At 40.2% G+C, this 20,679-nt stretch carries 16 protein-coding genes; 12 read left to right on the top strand and 4 right to left on the bottom strand.

The features are described from left to right. Nucleotides 1-243: 243 nt before the first annotated feature. Both ACTB00_RS12705 and ACTB00_RS12700 read left to right on the top strand, forming a co-directional pair. Nucleotides 244-1,047 (top strand): SDR family oxidoreductase, encoded by an 804-nt coding sequence (locus tag ACTB00_RS12705; protein WP_463300293.1) that lies wholly within the window; start codon nt 244-246, stop codon nt 1,045-1,047. A 6-nt stretch (nt 1,048-1,053) separates the two neighbouring features. Continuing rightward, nucleotides 1,054-1,473 (top strand): acyl-CoA thioesterase, encoded by a 420-nt coding sequence (locus ACTB00_RS12700; RefSeq protein ID WP_463300292.1) that lies wholly within the window; start codon nt 1,054-1,056, stop codon nt 1,471-1,473. On the opposite strand, the gene ACTB00_RS12695 is transcribed toward ACTB00_RS12700, so the two are convergent. Beyond that, the gene (locus ACTB00_RS12695) at nt 1,454-2,092 is read right to left on the bottom strand and encodes a LysE family translocator (protein ID WP_463300291.1); all 639 of its coding nucleotides are present in this window, start codon (nt 2,090-2,092) and stop codon (nt 1,454-1,456) included. The two genes, ACTB00_RS12700 and ACTB00_RS12695, sit on opposite strands and share 20 nt — an antisense overlap. 110 nt (nt 2,093-2,202) lie before the next feature. On the opposite strand from ACTB00_RS12695, the gene ACTB00_RS12690 reads away from it, so the two are divergent. The 3 genes from ACTB00_RS12690 to ACTB00_RS12680 are packed head-to-tail and all read left to right on the top strand — an operon-like array spanning nt 2,203 to nt 5,427. Then, nucleotides 2,203-3,120 carry an alpha/beta hydrolase gene (locus ACTB00_RS12690; RefSeq protein WP_463300290.1) on the top strand — a complete coding sequence of 306 codons (918 nt, stop codon included), beginning with the start codon at nt 2,203-2,205 and terminating at the stop codon, nt 3,118-3,120. Beyond that, entirely contained in the window at nt 3,117-3,647 is a 531-nt protein-coding gene (locus tag ACTB00_RS12685) for an NUDIX domain-containing protein (RefSeq protein WP_463300289.1), read from the top strand. The genes ACTB00_RS12690 and ACTB00_RS12685 overlap by 4 nt, the downstream gene beginning before the upstream one ends. Next, complete coding sequence (locus ACTB00_RS12680) at nt 3,634-5,427, top strand: aminopeptidase P family protein (protein ID WP_463300288.1); 1,794 nt, start codon at nt 3,634-3,636, stop codon at nt 5,425-5,427. Before ACTB00_RS12685 ends, ACTB00_RS12680 begins: the two co-directional genes overlap by 14 nt. Before the next feature lie 88 nt (nt 5,428-5,515). Here the strand turns inward: ACTB00_RS12680 and ACTB00_RS12675 are convergent, their stop codons facing one another. From ACTB00_RS12675 to ACTB00_RS12665, 3 genes are all read right to left on the bottom strand, one after another. Beyond that, nucleotides 5,516-7,792 (bottom strand): TonB-dependent receptor domain-containing protein, encoded by a 2,277-nt coding sequence (locus tag ACTB00_RS12675; protein ID WP_463300287.1) that lies wholly within the window; start codon nt 7,790-7,792, stop codon nt 5,516-5,518. A 78-nt stretch (nt 7,793-7,870) separates the two neighbouring features. Further along, the gene (locus ACTB00_RS12670) at nt 7,871-8,251 is read right to left on the bottom strand and encodes a hypothetical protein (RefSeq protein ID WP_463300286.1); all 381 of its coding nucleotides are present in this window, start codon (nt 8,249-8,251) and stop codon (nt 7,871-7,873) included. Between the two features lie 153 nt (nt 8,252-8,404). Further along, nucleotides 8,405-8,812 (bottom strand): hypothetical protein, encoded by a 408-nt coding sequence (locus ACTB00_RS12665; RefSeq protein WP_463300285.1) that lies wholly within the window; start codon nt 8,810-8,812, stop codon nt 8,405-8,407. A 115-nt stretch (nt 8,813-8,927) separates the two neighbouring features. Here ACTB00_RS12665 and ACTB00_RS12660 point away from each other — a divergent pair, with 115 nt between their 5' ends. The 7 genes from ACTB00_RS12660 (at nt 8,928) to ACTB00_RS12630 (ending at nt 20,678) form a co-directional block, all read left to right on the top strand. Beyond that, on the top strand, nt 8,928-9,389 hold the full coding sequence (locus ACTB00_RS12660) for a DUF4268 domain-containing protein (RefSeq protein ID WP_463300284.1): 462 nt from the start codon (nt 8,928-8,930) through the stop codon (nt 9,387-9,389). Between the two features lie 62 nt (nt 9,390-9,451). Continuing rightward, nucleotides 9,452-10,036 (top strand): RNA polymerase sigma-70 factor, encoded by a 585-nt coding sequence (locus ACTB00_RS12655; RefSeq protein WP_463300283.1) that lies wholly within the window; start codon nt 9,452-9,454, stop codon nt 10,034-10,036. Between the two features lie 139 nt (nt 10,037-10,175). Then, complete coding sequence (locus tag ACTB00_RS12650) at nt 10,176-11,228, top strand: FecR family protein (RefSeq protein ID WP_463300282.1); 1,053 nt, start codon at nt 10,176-10,178, stop codon at nt 11,226-11,228. Between the two features lie 191 nt (nt 11,229-11,419). After that, complete coding sequence (locus tag ACTB00_RS12645) at nt 11,420-14,752, top strand: TonB-dependent receptor (protein ID WP_463300281.1); 3,333 nt, start codon at nt 11,420-11,422, stop codon at nt 14,750-14,752. A 21-nt stretch (nt 14,753-14,773) separates the two neighbouring features. Next, entirely contained in the window at nt 14,774-16,405 is a 1,632-nt protein-coding gene (locus ACTB00_RS12640; RefSeq protein WP_463300280.1) for a RagB/SusD family nutrient uptake outer membrane protein, read from the top strand. Nucleotides 16,406-16,525: 120 nt separating this feature from the next. Continuing rightward, complete coding sequence (locus ACTB00_RS12635; RefSeq protein WP_463300279.1) at nt 16,526-18,355, top strand: hypothetical protein; 1,830 nt, start codon at nt 16,526-16,528, stop codon at nt 18,353-18,355. A 28-nt stretch (nt 18,356-18,383) separates the two neighbouring features. After that, nucleotides 18,384-20,678 (top strand): GH92 family glycosyl hydrolase, encoded by a 2,295-nt coding sequence (locus ACTB00_RS12630; RefSeq protein WP_463300278.1) that lies wholly within the window; start codon nt 18,384-18,386, stop codon nt 20,676-20,678. The last annotated feature ends 1 nt before the right edge of the window (nt 20,679 follow it).

Raw genomic sequence — 20,679 nt, 5'->3', positions numbered from 1 at the left:
CAGCTGGGGTTCGAACCCAGGACCCCATCCTTAAAAGGGATGTGCTCTACCAGCTGAGCTACTGAGTCATCCTGTATGTTGCCTTTTTGTTTAAAGGCGGTGCAAAGGTAAAAACTAAGATTTTAATTGCAAATTTTATTTTAGAAATATCTCTATTTATATCAACTTTTTTTCAATGTCAGGTGACTTTGGTGTCGTGGACAAAAAAAAGCTATTTTTGCCTGAAATTGATTTTTCAAGATAATGAAAGATAAAGTTGTCATAATAACGGGAGCTTCCTCTGGTATTGGCAAAGCCCTGGCGTATGAGTTCGCATCACGCGGAGCGGTTTTGGTGCTTGCTGCCCGACGAATAGAGAGACTACAACAAATTAAAGAGGAGTTAGCCGATTCTCAAATATTAACCGTGCAAGCTGATGTAAGTAATGAGCTTGATTGCCAGAAGATCATTGATCATACAATTGAGCATTTCGGTAAAATCGATGTGCTCATTAATAATGCAGGAATTTCGATGCGGGCATTATTTTCCGATTTAGAGGTTAATGTGATAAAAAAACTGATGGATGTTAATTTCTGGGGAACCGTTTATTGTACGAAAAGTGCGCTCCCATATCTGCTAAAAACCAAAGGATCTGTTGTTGGCGTTATTTCTATTGCCGGCTATGTTGGCTTACCTGCCAGAACCGGTTATTCTGCTTCCAAATATGCCATTCGGGGATTTTTAGATGCTTTACGAATTGAGAATTTGAAGAATGGCCTGCATGTGTTAGTTGCCGCACCCGGATTTACAGCTTCCGAAGTTCGCGAAGCGGCACTTACCCAAGATGGAAGTTTGCAGGGGAAAACACCTCGTAACGAAAGTAAAATGATGACGGCTGAAGAATGTGCCAGCAAAATAGCAAAGGCTGTAAAAAAACGTAAGAGAGAACTCATCTTAACATTCATCGAAGGTAAGTTTACGGTTTTCTTAGGAAAATTTTGGCCGGGTTTGCTTGATAAGCTAACCTATGATCACATGAAAAAGGAACCAAACTCTCCACTAAAATAGAAGCGAATGCTTATTCACGAAACTCAGGTACGCGTATATTACGAAGACACCGACAAAATGGGGGTCGTTTATTATGGCGTCTATCCCCGGTATTACGAAATTGGGCGTACGGAGATGATCCGCAGCCTTGGGATATCCTATAAGGAGATTGAAGATGCAAACATTCTGCTTCCTGCACGGAGTTTAAATGTGAGCTATCTTAAGTCGGCTTATTATGATGATTTATTGACGATTAAAACCATTGTGGAGGAATTGCCCAGTGTTAAATTCCCGATTAAAACTGAAATTTATAATCAGAAAAATGAATTGATTAACAAAGGGGAGGTTGTACTGGTCTTTTTTAATGGGAAAACAAACAAACCATGTCGAATCCCGGATGATTTTCTGAATGTAATGACTCCTTATTTTAAATCGAAACGTGATTGAGAACGGAATAAGTAAAACTAATTATTACAAAAATCCAGATTAGCACTCCGGCCACTTTATTGAACCACCAAAGTAACCTTAAATTAAAACGGTGACGAAACATGCTAACCAAGCTGGTGAGAATGATCCACCAGCTACATGCTCCTGCAAAAACTCCAAACACAACAAAAAAAGCCTGATAAGGTCTTTCCATGTTCAATACAATTCCTGTACTCGCAAAAACGGCAAGAAAAACAAAAATGACGAGTGGATTTGGAAAAGTAATTAGAAAAGTTGAACCAAAATCTTGAAGATAAGAAGAGCCTTTTTTCCTGAATTTTCGAATATCCTTTACCGGGTTTTTGAGGAAAATATGTACCCCCAGTAATAAAATAATGATTGCTCCAAGTGTTTGAAACGTAAGCTGATATTGCTTGATAAAATTGATAAGCCAAGTCAGGCTAAATCCGGCAATTACGGCATAAATTGCATCAGAAGTAGCTGCTCCCATTCCTGAGACAAATCCGGCAATCCTGTTTTTGTTAACCGTGCGTTGAATAATAAGCACACCGATTGGACCAAGCGGTATTGACACTCCCAATCCGATCATTAGTCCTTTTATAAATAATTCGAAAAACATGTTGCAAAAGTAATTAATTGAGAAGTTACTTTTCAACGATTTTACTCTAAAATTCGTTGTTGGCAATTTATTTGTATTTTTACTTAAACAATAAAAAATACGTAGTAAAAATGAAAAGCATCAACCTTATTATTTTATTAATTGCACTATCATTGCAAGGAATGTCACAGGATTTTCAGTTAAAATTATGGCCTGCTGGGGCACCAAATAAAAACACCCCTCCGGGTGAAGAAGAGTATTATAAACAACGAGGTACGTTCCGGTATGAAAATATATCTGAAGCCGAGTTATTTGTTTATCAGCCCGAAGAGGATAAAAATACAGGTGCCGCAGTAATTATTTGCCCCGGTGGTGGATATCATGTTGAGGCCATTGACCATGAAGGATTCCGGATTGCTCAATACTTAAAAGAGCATGGAATCACAGGGATTGTTTTAAAATATCGCTTACCCTATGGGAACTCTGAGATTCCTTTGACTGATGCGTTGCAAGCAATACGTTTTACACGCTCAAAAGCTTTGGAGTGGGGAATTGATCCTCAGAAGATTGGAATTGCTGGCGCTTCGGCAGGTGGTCATTTGGCGTCAACAGCCGGTACTCATTTCGATCTCGGAAATCCAGAGGCTGACGATCCGATGAGTAAAATTAGCTCCCGACCAGATTTTATGTTATTACTGTACCCGGTAATCAGTTTCAAGGAAAGTGTTGGACACATGGGATCGCGAAAGAATTTGATTGGAGAAACAAACGACTGGAAGATTGCTAAAGAATTTTCGAATGAATTGTGGGTGACCGAAAACACTCCACCCGTTTTCTTTGTTTTAGCCGATGATGACAGAGGGGTGATTCCTGAAAATTCGATTTCGTTTTACCGGGCGTTAAAAGAAAATAATGTTCCTGCGGAGTTACACATATTTGCTGAGGGAGGGCATGGATTTGGAATGAGAAGCGAAAGAGAAATCCCTGTAGATAATTGGCCTGATTTATTTGTTGATTGGCTAAAGTCGATGAAAATTGTAACTGAATGATAGAGGCAAAACATCCAAATCAGCGTTATAAGTATTGTCCAAGTTGTGGTTCTGCGCAGTTTCAACAGTCGGGCGAAAGATCGAAAAAATGTTCTGATTGTGGGTTTCAAGTGTTCTTCAATACCTCATCGGCAGTTGCTGCAATTATTTTTGATGAAGCGGGTCGAATGATGCTTACACGAAGGGCCATACAGCCGCACAAAGGCATGCTTGATTTGCCTGGCGGATTTGTAGATCCGATGGAGACAGCAGAAGAATCTCTTGCTCGTGAACTTCAGGAAGAATTGGGAGCGAAGGTCAACAAAATGGAGTACTATTGTTCGTTTCCAAATATCTATCCGTTTTCAGGCTTGGAAGTTTTTACGCTTGACCTGGCCTTTATTGTTGAGTTGGAGACTGTTCAGAATTTAAAGCCAATGGATGATATTTATGCCATTGAATTTTATCATCCGGCTGAGGTGGATTTAAAGGAACTTCCTGCTCTGTCGATGAAAAATATTATAAAAAAATTGAATGAAAGAAGTTAAGACAATTAAGGAACGAATCAAACAATTGCGGACTGAAATGAAGCTGACTGATGTTCAGGCAGTCTATATTTCCGGAACCGATCCGCATCAAAGTGAATACATGCCCGAACACTGGCAAGTTCGTGAGTTTATTAGTGGGTTTACAGGTTCTGCCGGGCTTGTTGTTATTACAATGAAAAAGGCGGCACTATGGACTGATTCGCGTTACTTTCTGCAGGCTTCCGAGCAGTTGAAAGGGACTGGCATCGAGTTGATGAAACAGCGCATGCCGGAAACGCCTGAACCTACCGATTGGTTAGCAAGCGTATTGGCTCAAAATGAAGTTGTGGGAACTGATTTCACCTGCTTGTCAGCAACACAATATAGTCAATTAAAACAAGCGCTTTTAGCTAATGAACTCATGTTGAAAGACGTCGGTGATTTATTTGAACCAATATGGGAAGACAGACCTAAATTACCAATTGATCCAGTGTTTGAACACGACTTACTTTATTCGGGACAGCAAAGAACCGATAAAATCAAGGATATTTTGACCTTTGTTAAAGCGAATGGAGCAAATGCAACACTGATTACAGCCCTGGATGACCTGGCCTGGACCTTTAACCTCAGAGGGAAAGATGTTTCGTATAATCCGGTTTTTATTGGTTTTGCTTTTTTATCCGAAAGTAAAAATTGTTTGTTTGTCAATAAAGGCAAGTTAAGTGAAAAGCTAGTTGAAAAGCTGACTGAGCAGGAGATCGAAGTTTGTGATTATGAGCAGTTTTATCCGTTTTTGGCGGGACTGACGAACGATTGTACGATCATGATTGATGCTGATCGCACGAATCAAGCCGCTCGTATTGCATTTCCCAAATCGTTGAAAGTGGTGGAGCGAACATCTGTCGCGACACTCTTGAAATCCCAAAAATCAACATTCGAAATTATCCATATTCGAGAAACCATGAAAAAGGATGGGGTCGCGATGGTTAAATTTTTATACTGGCTCAATAAAGTTGTTGGTAAAGAAGATATTACTGAGTTTGATGTCGTCGAACAATTAGTGCATTTTCGGTCACAACAAGAGGATTTTAGAGGTATTAGTTTTTATCCTATTATTGGATTGAATGAAAATGGAGCAATTGTTCATCGTTCGGTAACAAAAGAATCAGCTGCTTCTGTTGGTAAAGACGGGATTTTGCTCTTTGATTCAGGAGGCCAATATTTGGGAGGAACAACAGATTTGACAAGAACTGTCGCTCTTTCGGAGCCTGATGAAAAACAAAAGCGTGACTTTACATTAGTACTGAAAGGAATGATTGGCTTAAGTAAAGCAAAATTCCCTGTGGGAACGGTGGGAAGCAACCTCGATGCGTTTGCCAGGAAGCATCTTTGGGCGAATGGCTTGAATTACGGACATGGCACCGGACATGGTGTAGGATATTTTTTGAATGTGCATGAGGGGCCCATGAGTATTCGGCAGGAGTACAATGAGCAGACGATTAAGCCAGGAATGGTGCTTTCCAACGAACCGGGGGTGTATCGTGAAGGAGAATATGGCATTCGAATTGAGAACATGATTGTTTGTGTAGAACGGGACGATAATCAATTTGGCCGTTTTCTTGGATTTGAAACACTTACTCTTTGTCCGATCGACTTAAAGTTGATTGACAGCGAGATCATGAGTTCCGATGAATTAAGCTGGCTCAATAATTATCATCAAAAAGTCTACGAAACATTATCACCATTTCTAGATTCAGAACACGAAGAATATTTAAAGACACTAACCCAGAAAATAACATAACACAAAGAAGCCGCTTACAATTATTGCAAGCGGCTTCTTCCTTTTTATCATTAAAAGATAACAGGGCATCGTATTCTTTCGAAGTTCTTTAAAAGCGATAGCTCAGACTAAAATAAAAACTCCTTCCCGGAGAATAGATCGGACGACTTTCGGCGTTGCGAACTGATCTTGATAAGTGTTCGTAATAGGCTTCATCAAATATGTTTTGCAGTGAAGCTGTTACATTTAGGTTTTGTATAATCGGGTAGGAGGCTTTTATATCCAGCACGTTAAATGCTGGAGTTTTTGTTTCTCCGTAGCTCTTTGCAATTCTGTTTTGTTCAAAGGCATGCCGGAAATTAAGCTCTGTTCGTAGTTTTTTGTTGATGAATGAGCCAATCAATCGGTAGCGAAATTCCATTGGTGGTATTTCGGGCAAAGCTTCGTCGGTGGTGGTGTTTTGCCCGTGCGCGTATGCCAATTCTGCTACCTGCTGAATTTGCCTGTTGATAATCTGTTTCCAACTGGCTTCGAACCCCATGATTTTTGCTTTGTCTACATTAACGAATTGCCTTACTCCGGGAGCCGTAGCCATCTTGGGAGACAAATCCTCCCTTATTTCCGAAGAAATATAATTGTTGAGGAACGATGAAAATAAGTTCAGATTAAGATCTGTTATGTCACTTTTATAATTGAAAATCAGATCGGCCTGATTATTGGTTTCAGGTTTCAATTCAGGATTTCCAATCATTTCATAGGGATCGAGTCCGATCGGGAAGTAGTTGATGTAGCGTTCGGCCAGGCTCCCACTTCGCTGTGCGCTTCCCAACCAAAGACCAATGGAAAAGTTGTCGGTGACTGTTCTGGTTCCTCCAATACTTAAGGCCGGACTGACGATATCGGAACTCATGTCTGTGTAATTGGCAGCAAATCCGGCATCCGGATTTTGTGCTTCGGCATGGTTCAGCTCCAGTCGCCCGGAAAACACTAAATGAAAGTGATCTCCCTGACTATGATACTCTGCAAAAAGACCGTTTTTTCTTATTCGGGCATCCTGCCATACATTGTCCGTCAATGTTTTTCCTGCCATTGGTCCCATCAGCATGTTGCGTTCGCGTGTTCCATCGGCGTTTTCAATACGCATGTCGGTTCCGGCGTATAACCAGTCATCATCAAAATCGAAACGCAATTCGGTTCGGCCGCCGGCATTGTTCGTTTTAGCAGAAGTGTTGGCATCAACCATCCGCGGATTGAGTTCTTTATCAGCATTGTCCATCAAATGATCGACCTTGGTTGCATACATTGTTGTATTCCACGATGACAGTGCTCCACGATAAAAGACTGCTTTGTGCCCCAGATTGATCAGCCAGGTGTCGTCTTTTCGCAAATCCATGGGCAGGGCCGGAAAGTCAACATCTTTTCCATAGTTGTTTGAAACCTGCAATCTCATGGTTTGTGTCGAGCTCAGTTTCAGTCCAATTTTGCCACCAATGTTTGAGCGATAAAAATTAGCCGGTATTTTCACACCATCACCATCGGTATAATCATTGCCTGTTGATAGCGAACCAAACAATTTGATGTCGGCATGTTTTGATGTAATGCCTGCCAATGCTTCTGATCGGCTTATTTCTCCGTTGGTTTCGTAGCTTGTTCCCATGCGTCCGTTTAAGTTGGCTTTGTCGGTAAAATTTGGGTCGGCACTTTTAAAGTTGATAGTTCCGCCAAACGCGTTTCCGTAGCGCAAACTATGTGGTCCTTTCATTACTTCGGCTTCAACAATCATATTTAAAGGCACTTGGCTCGACGCCGGATCCATGCGATTCGGACAGGCAGCTGTAGCGCATTGCGAACCGTCAATCACCAAATTGATTTGGTCGTATTTGAATCCGCGAAGCACTGGGTCAAAACCATAAGCACCGCTTTTCCGGATGCTGGATATTGAACTGAATTGTTCCAGTATTTGCCCAGCGTCGTGAGCCAGTTTGTCCTGAACCTGCAAGGTCATTTGCTCTTGTTCTCCTGCATTGGGATGTATGCTGATAAATGTTACCGGTTGTAGGTTGTGACTTTTAGGTTGCAAAGCAAGCTGGTGTTTTTTGAGTGCCTGATCCAGTTCTTCAGCCGTGAATGATCGTTTGCCATATTGTACATGCGATATGGTTAAGGTAATTGTTGGTTGAAAATTAATTGTTATATCGCCGGATTTAGATGAAATGCCTTGTTCGTTGCCATAAAAAAAGTTGGCGTCCGGTATTGGTCTATTGGTCTCTTCGTCTATCAGTTTAAATTGACGAGTTTGTGCCTCTGAATCAAGTGTAACTAACAAACCGCTCAATATGAATCCAATAAAGGTGATGAAACTTCCGAATTGAAATTTTAATCTCATTATTCATGATGTTAATAAGTTAGAATTATTTTTTAGTGCTGATTAGCAACTAAAGAAAAGTAATGGATAAGTAAAAACTTAGGATTTTGGAGGATGGAAAATACGACAACTAGTTAATAAGTTGTAGTTGTTTTGGTTCATTGAAATTAGTTGCCGGCTTTTTTGTTGCGGAATTGAGGGGAGTTCATTTTTTGTGGAGAAAAACTGGATTTCACTTTTCCGATTTGATGATTCCGGAAGCTCCTGTTTTTGCTCTTCTTGTTCGTCTAACTTCTTCTCAAGCTGGCAACAACCCTGGCAGGCTGAGTCCGGTATATCTTTTTCAATACAAAGAAACTCGGCAATGTAGTCCTGATTGATTTTAAAGGAGATGAGGATAGCCAAATCTGTAAAAAGATGGAGAGCTATCGTCGTTACTAAACCGAGTGCTATTATTTGCCTGATTAAGCTATTTTGCATTGCCTGATTTTACTCAAATTAGGGCTGTGAGTGTCTATTAATTCAAATGACAAAACAGGTCGTGAATTGTTCAGTAGGTATGATAAATTGAGCGGGATGAATCGTTAGGAGGCTATATTGGTCTAATTGAAAGGGAAAGCTATTCCGACTGCTTTAGAGAGCTCCTTTTAGTTTTTTATCGATCCATTCCTCCGCACTTTCCAGTTTTAGAAAAGTTTTCATGTTATAATCAAACATGCTCATTATTTCGCATACCAGATATCCTAAACTAAATAACAAGGGAGAGCATACCAATGCCATTTTGCAGTCTTTTAAATCATCTTTTAACGATTTCATGTGTTCAACAAGGTTCATGAATTCGTTATGTGCTGGATGATAATCGACGTTTCGAAGGTCTGCGATTAGGGTGGTGTTTTTTGAAAAAAAACGATGGTTAACCAATGTGTCCATCATTTGTACACACTCATTGTAGTTAACCTCTCCGTTAGCGATGATAAAAAATACCGTTTTATCATCGGAAAAATAATAATTGAAGCCGTTTTCTTCAAGTTGTTCCTTCATTCCAATAAATATCTTAAGCAAGCGGTGCAGTGTTAATTAAAAAGATTGAGTTTTTTATAACAGTATAATATGCTTTTCATTCATGCATTGTATTTTTGAGGTTCACTTTTAAACTATGTACACACAGGAACAAGCGAAACAATTACGAAAGCAATTCTGGACTCTTTTTGCCAAGCGCTGTAAAGCGGTTCCTGAACTGCAAGAGAAAAAGAAAAAGTGGGTTTTGTACGACACGAAGATCTCTGGATTAGATCTCAAATTTGACGTAACCCGTCAATCAGCCAGCGTAATGATTGAATTGAATCACCGAAATGAGAATAAACGATTGGATTTGTTTGAAAAACTTCAAAATTATCGCCCACTATTGGAGGACGGATTTGAAAATGGCTTGGAGTGGGATTTCATGTATGTAAGAGAAAGTGGGGAAGAAGTTTGTCGTATCTACACTGAAATGGAAGGAGTCGACATTCATCAACAAAAGCAATGGCCCGACATTTTTAACTTTTTTATTGCAAACATGCTCAAGCTGGAAAACAACTTTATGGATATCCGGGACGTGCTGAAAGAGGAACTTTAGCCTCGGTAAAAGAATAGGGTACTTTAAATTATTTCTATAGTTTTACATTCAAATATTGGAATGTGGATTTTGCAACTCAGAAAAATAAAAACATAGCCTCACAACTCCGCCGTGGTGATGTGAGGGCATTCGATGAGCTTTATGGGTTGTATAGCCAGCGGTTATATGGGTTCGCATTCTCAATGTTGAAAAACAAGGAAGATGCTAAGGAAGTGGTACAAGAAACATTTCTTAAGCTTTGGAATAAAAAACAAGAGATCAATACCTCACATTCATTAAAGGCATTTCTGTTTTCAATTGCTTACAATATTACTGTTGATCTATTCAGAGAACGCGCCAAAGATGCTGACTTCTTAAGTCAGTTGAAGAATCATCTTAGTCAGGAATCAAATAAAACAGATGAGCTGCTGATATTTAATGAGCTGAACGAGCGTTTATCCAACCTTGTTGCCGAACTTCCGGAGCAACGAAAAAAGATTTACCTGATGAGTCGTGAAGAGGGATTAGGACACAAGGAAATTGCTGAAAAGTTGGGAATTGCTGTCAAAACTGTTGAAAACCAAATCAACCTTACCTTAAAATACATTCGTAAAAACATCGATTCGAATAACTTCCTGTTTTTTCTTTTTGTTTGTTTATTTTGTTGAATATTAGCTGTTTGGTCTGAAATAGTTAAAATTTGTTTATTTTTCTTTGGGGGGTACTGTCCCTTTTTCCGTATTACCTTTTGTAGATTGAAATCGAAATCAATGCAAAAAACAGAATTGCATTGCTGAACGGAAAAAAATGGAACAAAAAAAGGAAATAACAGATTTAATAAGGAAGTATCTTGAAAACAAGTGCGATGAAAGAGAGCTGACTGAATTGGTCGAACTTTTTCATGAAGACGAATACCAACAAAATATTGAGCGGCTTTTGTTTGAGTATTGGCAAAGAACACCTTCTTTTCAAAATACGATACCCAAGTCAGAGCTGGACGAGATGCTAAACTCAATTCATCATCAAATTAACTTGCAGTCAAAGGAGACGGGTGGGGTGATTCGGAAATTAGCAAACTATGCGGTTCGAGTTGCTGCCATTTTATTTATCCCACTTCTTATAGGATCCGTTTGGATGGTGAGTCAAAATAGTGCTTACAATAATTCCGATGAGATGATTACGCTGGAAACACCATATGGCTCGAAGTTAAAGACGACATTGCCAGATGGTACTGAGGTGTGGCAAAATGCTGGAACGACATTGAAATATCCTGCACGTTTCACAAAAAGAAATCGAAAAGTAGAACTAATTGGAGAAGCCTATTTTCATGTTTCTTCCGACAAGGGAAATCCTTTTTATGTTGAAACGACTGATGGCACAGTTAAAGTTACCGGGACTCGTTTTAATGTTTCCGCTTTTCCTGATGATGATTTTTATTCGGTTGTTTTGGAAGAAGGCAAGGTTGCTTTTCAACCGGAAGATTCAAAACCACTCATGCATTTAGCTCCCAAAGAAAAAATAACCGTAAACAGAGTCGCCGGAACCATCCAAAAGCAAAAAACGGATGTCGAAAAATCAATCTCCTGGATTGACGGGAAACTGATATTTCGAAATGATCCACTTGGTGTGGTTGTTAAGCGCCTGGAAAGATGGTATAATGCTGATATTGTGTTGAATGATCCTGATGGTTCGCTGGCCAAACATCAGTTAACGATTACCGTTCAAAATGAAACATTGCGGCAGGTGCTCGACTATATCACTGAAGCTACTAACCTAAATCTTGAGGTGGAAGATTCAGCCTTAAATGCAAATTCAACATTTATAAAAACAAAATATATTGTCTCAAAAAAGTATAATTAAAAACGAAATACGAATGCAACACAAATAAAAAAGGGAAGATGCTGCTACATCTCCCCTTTAGGGTTCTCTTGAATAAACAATCTTCTAGTTAAAAATTGTAAAACTCAAACCATTGTAAAATTATGGAAAAAAAATGTAAAAGGTTTGATCCGGGTTTATTTTATCCCGAGATCATTAAAATCGTAAGGCTTATGAAACTCACAGCTCTTTTTGTTATCCTCGTGGTAAGTCAGGCACTCGCGATTAACTCGTATTCGCAAACTACACGCCTGAGCTTGGATATGACAAATTCTACCGTTAAAGATGCGTTGATTGAGATTGAAAGAAATACAGATTTCTTTTTCTTATACAGTAACGACTTAATTGATGTTGATCGTAAGATTGATGTGGTGCTTACCAATAAAAAAATTGATGAAGTATTGGATGCCGTTTTTCAGGAAACCAACATCAGATATTCAATTAAAGATCGACAAATTATTTTAAAACCCGAGAGTGCGAGCGGCTCAAATGATATACGTTTATCGCAGCAAGCGGTTGATGTTAGTGGAACAGTAACCGATCCAACAGGCTTTCCATTGCCTGGTGTTACTGTGCTTCAAAAAGGAACAACCACCGGAACGATCACTGATGGCAATGGTAACTATTCTATTTCAGACGTTCCTGCAAATGCTACTTTGGTTTTCTCATTTATAGGAATGAAAAGCCAGGAAGTAGCCTTGAGCGGACGTAGCAAAGTTGATGTTGTTCTTCAGGAAGAAACGATTGGTATTGATGAGGTTGTTGCTATTGGATACGGTTCTGTAAAAAAGAGCGATTTAACAGGATCTGTTTCTTCGGTCGATCATCAGAAATTGGAAAAGGCCAACAAGGTGGATGCAATTTCTGCGCTTGAAGGACAAACTGCTGGAGTGGTAATTCAACGTACTGACAACAAACCGGGAGCTGGTGGATTTAATATTCGTATTCGTGGTGCGAGTACAATTAACTCTAACCAAACTGCCGATCAAGGAGGTTTTAATCCTGGGCAAAACCCACTTTTTATTGTTGACGGAATCTTTGTTGATGATATTTCCTTCTTGAATCCGGCAGATATCGAAAGAATGGATATTCTAAAAGATGCTTCAGCTACTGCAATATATGGTTCCAGAGGTAGTAACGGTGTAATCCTGGTTGAAACAAAGCAAGGTAAAGAAGGAAAGTTAAAAGTAAGCTATAACAATTATTTCGGTCTTAAACAGGCTTATCATTTACCAGCTATGCAAAACGCTGCCGGCTATGTAGAGTTGGTGAAAGACGCTGCTGTTGGCAACCAGTTCGCAGCTGGAAATCTTGATTATCGGAAGAGCGATGTTGTGCTTTCAGACTATTTCGATGCTGAAGAATTGCAAAATGTTGCCGATGGGGTTGATACCGATTGGGTTGATCTGATACTGGCGAATGGGTTTCAAACCAACCATACCTTGAATTTAAATGGAGGGAATGATAAGACCGTTTACTCTGCAGGTTTGGGATATACCAATGACAATGGAACGCTAGATGGAGAGGATTTTACGAGATACAATGTAAGGGGTAGTTTGTCATCTGACCTGGCGAGTTGGTTAAACGTCAGTTTTGCTAATTATATGACCTATGCAATTCAAAACACCGGAAGTTGGGAAGGCTTTCGGAGCGCATATCGATTGAAGCCTATTGGTCGTCCATACAATGATGACGGTTCTCTGCGCTTTTATCCAATATCTAAGGAAACTCAAATTACGAACCCGCTGTTTGAGGCGGATAATATTACGAAAGAAACCAAATACCTCCAGTGGTTGGGTGATATTGCTTTAAAGTTTACTCCGGTAAAAGGCTTAACGGTAACCTCTAAATTTTCGCCTAATCTAAAATTTTCGCGTTATGGTGAATATCGAGGATTGTACTCTAAAAGTGTAAGTGGAAATGCTTCAAATAGAAGAGCTCAGGTAAATAATTCTAATTATTTGTCATATTCCTGGGATAATATTGCTAATTATAAATACAAAACGGGAGTACATGCGTTCGATGTAACCGCGGTAATGTCAAGATTTTTGGAGCGTTCTGAGGGATACTATACTCAGGTTAGAAACTTTACAACCGATGATTATTTGTTCCACAATTTAGGTGCTGGTTTAGATATTAGAGATGTTTCCAGTGATTTTTCAAAACAAACACTGGAATCATACACAGGCCGGTTGAGTTATAACCTAATGGACAAATACCTGGTTACATTAACAGGTCGTTATGACGGTTCATCGATATTGTCAGACGAAAATAAATGGGCTTTCTTCCCATCTGCAGCTTTTGCATGGAAAATGATGGAAGAAGATTTTATGCAAAATCAAAAGTTGCTTTCTAATGCAAAACTGAGGTTGAGTTATGGACAAACCGGTAACAATGGTCAAGGTGGAGGATTAAAGCCACTGGGTTCTCAATCACTGTTGGGTAGTAGTGCAACTAATTTGGGTGGTTCTTCTGTATCCACTGCATATATTACAGGCTTGGCAAATGAAGACCTTACCTGGGAGAAAACAACAGAGGTGAACCTTGGGGTTGACTTTGGATTTCTAAATAATAGAATATTTGGGTCTATCGATGTATATAACCGAGAAACTACAGGAATTATCTTTTTCACGCCACTGCCTTCAGTTACCGGCTATAACGGAACATACGATAATGTGGGAGAATCTACGAATCAGGGAATTGAAATAGGCCTAAACACGGTGAATATCGATAAAAGTGATTTCCAGTGGACAACGAATTTCAATTTTGCAAGTAATAAGAATACCATCAATAAGCTCTATGGTGATCTTGACGAGATTATTTTTAACGTATCAGGTACTAATCTTATTCATAAAGTAGGAGAAGCAATAGGTTCTATTTATGACTATGAATTAGACGGTATTTGGCAGTTGGATGAAGCAGCTGAAGCAGCCAAGTACGGACAAACACCAGGGCAGGTAAAAGTTAAAGACTTGAACAATGATGGTGAGATTACTCCAGATAAAGACAGAAAAGTGTTTGGTCAGGTTACCCCTAAATGGACTGGTGGTATAACAAGTAACATGAACTATAAGAACTTTGACTTTTCGTTTTCTATTATTACCAGCCAGGGAAATAAAATGTTGAGTAACTTCCACAGCAATACATCGTTTCCCTGGGATAGTGATCCTTCAAGAATGTTCAATGGTTATGATGTAGACTACTGGACACCAACAAATCCGATCAATAGCTGGTATCAACCAGGTAACGGAGGATCCTATCAACAAATAATCAAGTACAAAGATATTTCGTACACGAAAGTTGGATATATCACGGTGGGTTACACTCTTCCCAGATATGTCTTGGATAAAATTAACGTCGGTAGTTTAAGGATATATACAACCGTTCAAAATCCTTTTATAATCACACCTTATGATGGATGGGATCCTGAGAATGCCGGTAGAAACTCCTGGGGTGCTGCCTTCATGTCGCGTACCTATTTAGCAGGTATTAGTCTAAATTTCTAATAACTATAATTTAAAAGCAAGATGAAATATATAAATACAAAAATATTGGGATTACTGCTGGCAGTTGGCGTGTTAGTTGCCGGTTGTGATAGTTACCTGGAGGAAGAAAACTATACCTCTCTAAGTATTGAAACGGCCAAATCAAATCCTGAAACATTTGACCAACTAGTTGCCTCTGTTTATGAAAGAGCCAGAGAAACAACTACGCATTACACTGCGGATATGTACTATCAGTTGGAAGATTTAGGAACTGATATTGTTACAAGAGGTACAGCGGTTACGGGAACGAGTGACTTAAACGACTATGTGAATTTCTATTCAACGAATTGGACTATAGGTGTATATTGGGCCAACCAGTACAGTATTATCTCTGCTGCCAATGTTGCTATAGGTACTGCAGATGAAATTGAAGAACTTGAGCCTGGTGCTAAAACAACCGGTATCGGAGAAGCCAAATTTTTTAGAGCAATGTCGTATTTTAACTTGGTCGAAAATTATGGTGGCGTGCCACTGGTTTTGAATCAGGTTACAACAGCAGAGACGAATTATGTGCGTGAAAGCGAGGAAGCAATCTATACACAAATAGTACAGGATCTTCAAGATGCTTTATCAGCAGTTCCCGAAAATCCAAGTGTATACGGAAGAGTTTCAAAGGATGCTGTAAGACACCTTTTATCTAAGGTATTATTAACAAGAGGTTATAAGTCATTTGCTGCAAGTTCTGATTTTACTGACGCTGCTGCTTTGGCTGAAACGGTGATCACAAATCATGATCTGGTAGCTTCTTTCGAAAATTTAGTAAGTATCGATAACCAACGGAATTCGGAAGTTGTATTTGCGTATTTGTTTGGAAGCAATTCTGTTAGTAGAGGTTGGGGGAATTCGAAACACATGATGTATAAGTTCAGATTCTTTGATTATCCTGGCTTATCCAGAACTGTGAAGGGCCTTGGACCAATGCCTACTCCTTTTTACTACTCGCTTTTTGATGATGATGACGAACGTGCTGAAGCCACATTTGATCGGATCCTTTTTGCGACAGAAGATTTTGATGCAATAGTTGGCGAAGATACAATAAGCAGGTTTGTTGGCGATACAGCTGTATATTTCCCAAAAGTTGCATGGACAGCTGCAGAAATGGCAGCTGCTCCTTATAAAGTGATTAATCCTGACAAATACCTTGTAAGCGATGGCATAACCACTGTTCATTATCCCATGTTTAGCAAATTTGACGATCCTACAGTTCCTTTTACACAGCCCGATCAATCTTCGCAAGGAGAACGAGATATGGTTGTGATGAGGAGTGGAGAAGCTTATTTGATTGCTGCAGAAGCTTACCTTGAATCATCGAATACGACTGACGCAGCAGCTCGCCTTAGCGAGTTGCGTGCCAGAGCAGGTTTAACAACTGCTGTTGCTCCAGGTGATGTTACTATCGACCTGATTCTTGACGAAAGAGCCAGAGAACTAGCTGGTGAAGTAAACAGATGGATGGACTTGAAGAGAACTGGTAAGTTGATTGAAAGGACTTTGGCGCATAATCCACATGCAGCTTTCAACAACGCACTCACATCAAAACACCTCTTAAGACCTATTCCTCAAACCGAAATCGATAATAGCGGCGGCAGTATCACTCAAAATGACGGATACTAGAAAAGTAGAAATAGAATTTTATAGTATATAAGCTAATTTTGATATAGGCAGGTGATTAAATTGCCTGCCTATTTTTCGTATAATCTTGTCCGGAATTCACACAAAACGAACTAATCCTAAATGCATTTATATCGAACTTATTTAATAAGAGGCAAATGGAATTTTCTTTTTCCACTCCTTTTTGTTTTCTGGTTTCTCTTTACTTCTGAAAGTCGTCCATTTGAGCGAGAAAATTTAACTGTTGACAATCAGCTCACTGTAGATCCAATCGGTAATCGCCAAATAGATTTTGATCAGGAACTTTTTCTTCAGTTAGTTCAAGCCAATGACCAAACTGTTTTTAAACTTTTGGAAAAAGATATTCAAACCTCAAATCCTCGGAGCCTGAGCGTTCAGTTTGCAATTTTAACGGCTTCATTTTGTACTGAAGGATCGCGCTATTTCAATTCTGAAGCAGTCTTTCAACAGCTCGATAAAATCCTGGATGGTCTGCTTGAAGCTCAACGATCGAACGGAACGATTGATGCTGGAGGGAACAAACAGTCACCACCCGACACGGCTTTCTTAATCGATAATTTAGGACCTGCAGCAAACGTATTGGTAAAAAGAAATTCGGAGGAGTCCATAGGCCTAAAAAAACGGTTGGATAGCTTTTTACTGAAAGCGGGAGAGGCTCTTTTAACTGGTGGAGTGCATACGCCCAATCATCGTTGGGTGATTTCCTCAGCGTTGGCCCATCTCTACGAAATTTATGGCGATAGCCGATACAAGGAGCGTATCAACCAATGGCTGGCTGAAGGGATTTATATCAATAAGGATGGTCAGTACCCGGAGCGAAGTCGTATTTATTCCAAAGTTGTAGATCAGGCGTTGATTACAATTGCCACCATATTGGATCGGGAGGATTTACTAAACCCGGTAATGAAAAATTTAGAGACAACTTATTTTCTGATGGAAGACAATGGTGACTTGATGTCACTCGATTCCAGAAGGCAAGATCAAAACCAGACGATCTCAGCATCGTACTATTACTGGTGTTATCGCTTTATGGCAAACCGTTTTGAAGATCATTTTTTTGCAGCGGTTGCCGGTAAAATTGAACAAGACAGCCTGTTCGAGAAAAATGTTTTAGCGCACTCGTTGATTCATTTTATCGATTTAACAGAACTACAGCAAGAGCTTTGTGAACCTGAAGAATTACCTCAAGAGTTTGCGAAGTTTTTTCCTGCCACCGACCTCGTTCGCATAAAAAGGGAAGAAGTAACTGCAAGCATCTTTGGCGGGAATGATCTGCCTTCTGTTATTTCCTCAGGGCGTTCGTCTAATCCAAGCTTTTTTACTTTTCGAAAAGGAGAAGCCATTTTAGAGTACATGCGTCTATCTACTTCTTTTTTTAACACCGGATATTTCAGAAGTGAGGGGCTTCAAAAAGATCAGAACACCTATCATCTTTTTGAGCACAAAGAAGCCTATTATTACCAGCCTCTTCCTGCCGACAAACGAAACCAGAAGGGAGATTACGAGCTGACAGAATCTCAGGATGGTCGCTTTTGGAGTAAAATGGATTTTCCAAGCAGACCAAAAACAACCATCCAATCAGAAACAAGTATCGTCATCAGGGAGAATGATGGCGAATTTGAATTGTCCATCAACGTTGACGGACCAGAAGGAGTAGAAGTAACCTTGGACTTGTGTTTCAAATCAGGAGGTCGGTTGACCAATGTGATGGAAGCCGACAATGATGGAGATTATTTTCTGCCAGAAGGCTATGCCACCTACCTGTTTGGTAACGATTCAATTCAGGTGGGACCGGGTATTATGGAACATCAAAATATTGAGAAAATTGATGGAGAGCTGTATAGTACTCATTTTGGATCGATTAAAGGAAAAGGGATACATTTGTTTCTGACAGGAAGAACTCCATTTTCGCAGGTGATAAGGTTGAAGTAAAATGGCTTCATCATAAAAAATAAAACGAATGAGATTTTTACAATTAGTTGCTTTGATTTTTTGTTTGTCCGGATGTCAGAAGTCCAGTCAACAACATAGCGTTATTGATTACGTAAACCCATTGATTGGCACGGCGCCCTCCACGACTATCAGTGCTCTAAAACACGGAGAGGGAACTGAAAACAATTCGCAGGTTGTTCCTTTTGTTACCGTTCCTTTTGGCATGACAAACTGGACCCCGCAAACTAAAGATACCGAAACCAAGTGCGTTGCTCCTTACTATTATACTGATTCGGTGATCCAGGGATTTCGTGGAAGCCACTGGCTGAGCGGCTCCTGCGTGCAGGATTATGGAAGCATGACAATTATGCCGGTGGCAGGGCAGCTGAAATGGCTTCCCGAAAAGCGTGGTTCTGCTTTTTCGCACGACAAGGAAACAGCATCGCCAAATTATTACACCGTACATCTGAACGATTACAATATTGAAGCGGAAATGACAGCGACCAAACGCTGTGGCCTTTTTAAATTCACGTTTGAAAATGGCGGTGAGTCACATTTGGTGTTGAACCCAAATAGCGACGAAGCACAAGGTTTCATTCAAATTCTTCCCGAAAAAAACGAAATTGTGGGTTATAATCCCGTCCATCGTATTTACCAAGGCTGGGGTGAGCCGGCTGGATTTAATGGTTATTTTGTAGCTCGTATCAGCCACGATTTCGAAAAGTACGGAACTTATCAGGACAGCCTGATAAGCGAAATGACTACCGAACTGGCAGACCAAGCCAAGTTGGGAGCCTGGATTTCCTTCAACCTACAGGAGCATGAAACGGTTTTTGTTGAAATAGGTACGTCTTTTACCAGTATTGACCAAGCGCGCAAAAATCTGGATGCCGAAACCGCAAATCTTGATTTTGATCAAGCCAGGGAACAACTGAGAGGTAGCTGGGAAAGCCTGCTGGCAAAAGTTCAGGTTGAGGGCGAGGACGAAGAGGCAAAAGTGAAATTATACACCGCGCTTTACCATAGCTTTTTGCAGCCGCGGACTTTTAACGATGTTGATGGCTCGTACCCGAGCTTTGGCGGCGGAGGAGAAATACGTAACTCCGGAGATCGAGATTATTACGACGATTTTTCGATGTGGGATACTTATCGTGCTTCACATCCACTGTTCAATTTACTGGTTCCTGAAGAGAATGCTGATATGATGTACAGCTTGCTTGATAAAGCCAAACAAGGGGACTGGTTACCGATTTTCCCTTGTTGGAACAGCTATACTTCGGCGATGATTGGTGATCATGTAATAGCTGTGATTGCGGATGCGTACATGAAAGATATTATCGATTTGAATGATGAGCAATACCGTTTTTTGTTGAAAAATGCCTTTCAATCTCCGGAAACATTCGCCGAATATCAGGAGGGAAAAGGACGTCGGGCTATTGAGTCGTATTTGAAATACGGTTACATTCCCATGGAAGACAGCGTACAGGAATCTTTTCATGTGAAGGAGCAAGTTTCTCGGACTTTAGAGTACGCTTTTGATGACTTTGCTTTAAGTCAGGTTGCTAAAAAGCGCGGCGATTCAATTCATTTAGCTGAATTGCTAAATCGAGCCCAAAACTACCAAAATGTATACAGTGAGGCCGATTCGTGTATGCGAGGTCGATATGCTGACGGAACGTTCGTCGCTGATTTTAATAAGTTTATCAGGCAACCATACATAACCGAAGGTACGCCATACCAATACACTTGGTATGTACCACAAGACATTGGCGGATTGATGCAATTGATGGGGGGTGCCGAAGGCTTCAACAAGAATCTGGATCATTTCTATGCGTCCGGGCAATACTGGCATGGCAATGAACCGGGACACCAAATCCCATTTTTATATAACTATTCCGGACAGCCATGGAAAACTCAGCAAATTGTTTCAGAAATCATGAAAACCGAATATGGTTCCGATGCGGGTGGACTAAGTGGTAACGACGATGCGGGACAAATGTCGGCCTGGTATGTTTTTGCGGCACTTGGGTTTTATCCGGTTTGTCCATCGGTTCCTGAATATGTGATTTCCGGCCCACGTTTCGATAAAATTACAATTCAGCTTAACAACGGGAATGCCATTGTGATTAATTCCCCGGGTGCATCATCAGGAAAAAACTATATTCAGTCGTTGAATGTGAATGGGCAGCTAACAGATCGGAATTTTCTTAATCATTTTGACCTGATGAAAGGTGGAATATTGAATTTTGAAATGGGTAACCAACCGAACAAATCGTGGGGGACAGCTCCGGATGCTCGCCCGTATTCTTTATCGAATGAGTAAA

It is taken from the genome of Sunxiuqinia sp. (assembly GCF_055140945.1).
Note: the sequence above shows the minus strand (reverse complement) of the source record. Positions and strands in the feature narration are given on the sequence as shown.

Excerpts from the sequence above, each read along its gene's own strand:
- ACTB00_RS12675 (WP_463300287.1), bottom strand. The coding sequence starts at position 7,792 with ATGAGATTAAAATTTCAATTCGGAAGTTTCATCACCTTTATTGGATTC.
- ACTB00_RS12635 (WP_463300279.1), top strand. The coding sequence starts at position 16,526 with ATGCATTTATATCGAACTTATTTAATAAGAGGCAAATGGAATTTTCTT.
- ACTB00_RS12695 (WP_463300291.1), bottom strand. The coding sequence starts at position 2,092 with ATGTTTTTCGAATTATTTATAAAAGGACTAATGATCGGATTGGGAGTG.
- ACTB00_RS12700 (WP_463300292.1), top strand. The coding sequence starts at position 1,054 with ATGCTTATTCACGAAACTCAGGTACGCGTATATTACGAAGACACCGAC.
- ACTB00_RS12630 (WP_463300278.1), top strand. The coding sequence starts at position 18,384 with ATGAGATTTTTACAATTAGTTGCTTTGATTTTTTGTTTGTCCGGATGT.
- ACTB00_RS12650 (WP_463300282.1), top strand. The coding sequence starts at position 10,176 with ATGGAACAAAAAAAGGAAATAACAGATTTAATAAGGAAGTATCTTGAA.
- ACTB00_RS12640 (WP_463300280.1), top strand. The coding sequence starts at position 14,774 with ATGAAATATATAAATACAAAAATATTGGGATTACTGCTGGCAGTTGGC.
- ACTB00_RS12660 (WP_463300284.1), top strand. The coding sequence starts at position 8,928 with ATGTACACACAGGAACAAGCGAAACAATTACGAAAGCAATTCTGGACT.
- ACTB00_RS12665 (WP_463300285.1), bottom strand. The coding sequence starts at position 8,812 with ATGAAGGAACAACTTGAAGAAAACGGCTTCAATTATTATTTTTCCGAT.
- ACTB00_RS12670 (WP_463300286.1), bottom strand. The coding sequence starts at position 8,251 with ATGCAAAATAGCTTAATCAGGCAAATAATAGCACTCGGTTTAGTAACG.
- ACTB00_RS12645 (WP_463300281.1), top strand. The coding sequence starts at position 11,420 with ATGAAACTCACAGCTCTTTTTGTTATCCTCGTGGTAAGTCAGGCACTC.
- ACTB00_RS12690 (WP_463300290.1), top strand. The coding sequence starts at position 2,203 with ATGAAAAGCATCAACCTTATTATTTTATTAATTGCACTATCATTGCAA.
- ACTB00_RS12685 (WP_463300289.1), top strand. The coding sequence starts at position 3,117 with ATGATAGAGGCAAAACATCCAAATCAGCGTTATAAGTATTGTCCAAGT.
- ACTB00_RS12680 (WP_463300288.1), top strand. The coding sequence starts at position 3,634 with ATGAAAGAAGTTAAGACAATTAAGGAACGAATCAAACAATTGCGGACT.
- ACTB00_RS12705 (WP_463300293.1), top strand. The coding sequence starts at position 244 with ATGAAAGATAAAGTTGTCATAATAACGGGAGCTTCCTCTGGTATTGGC.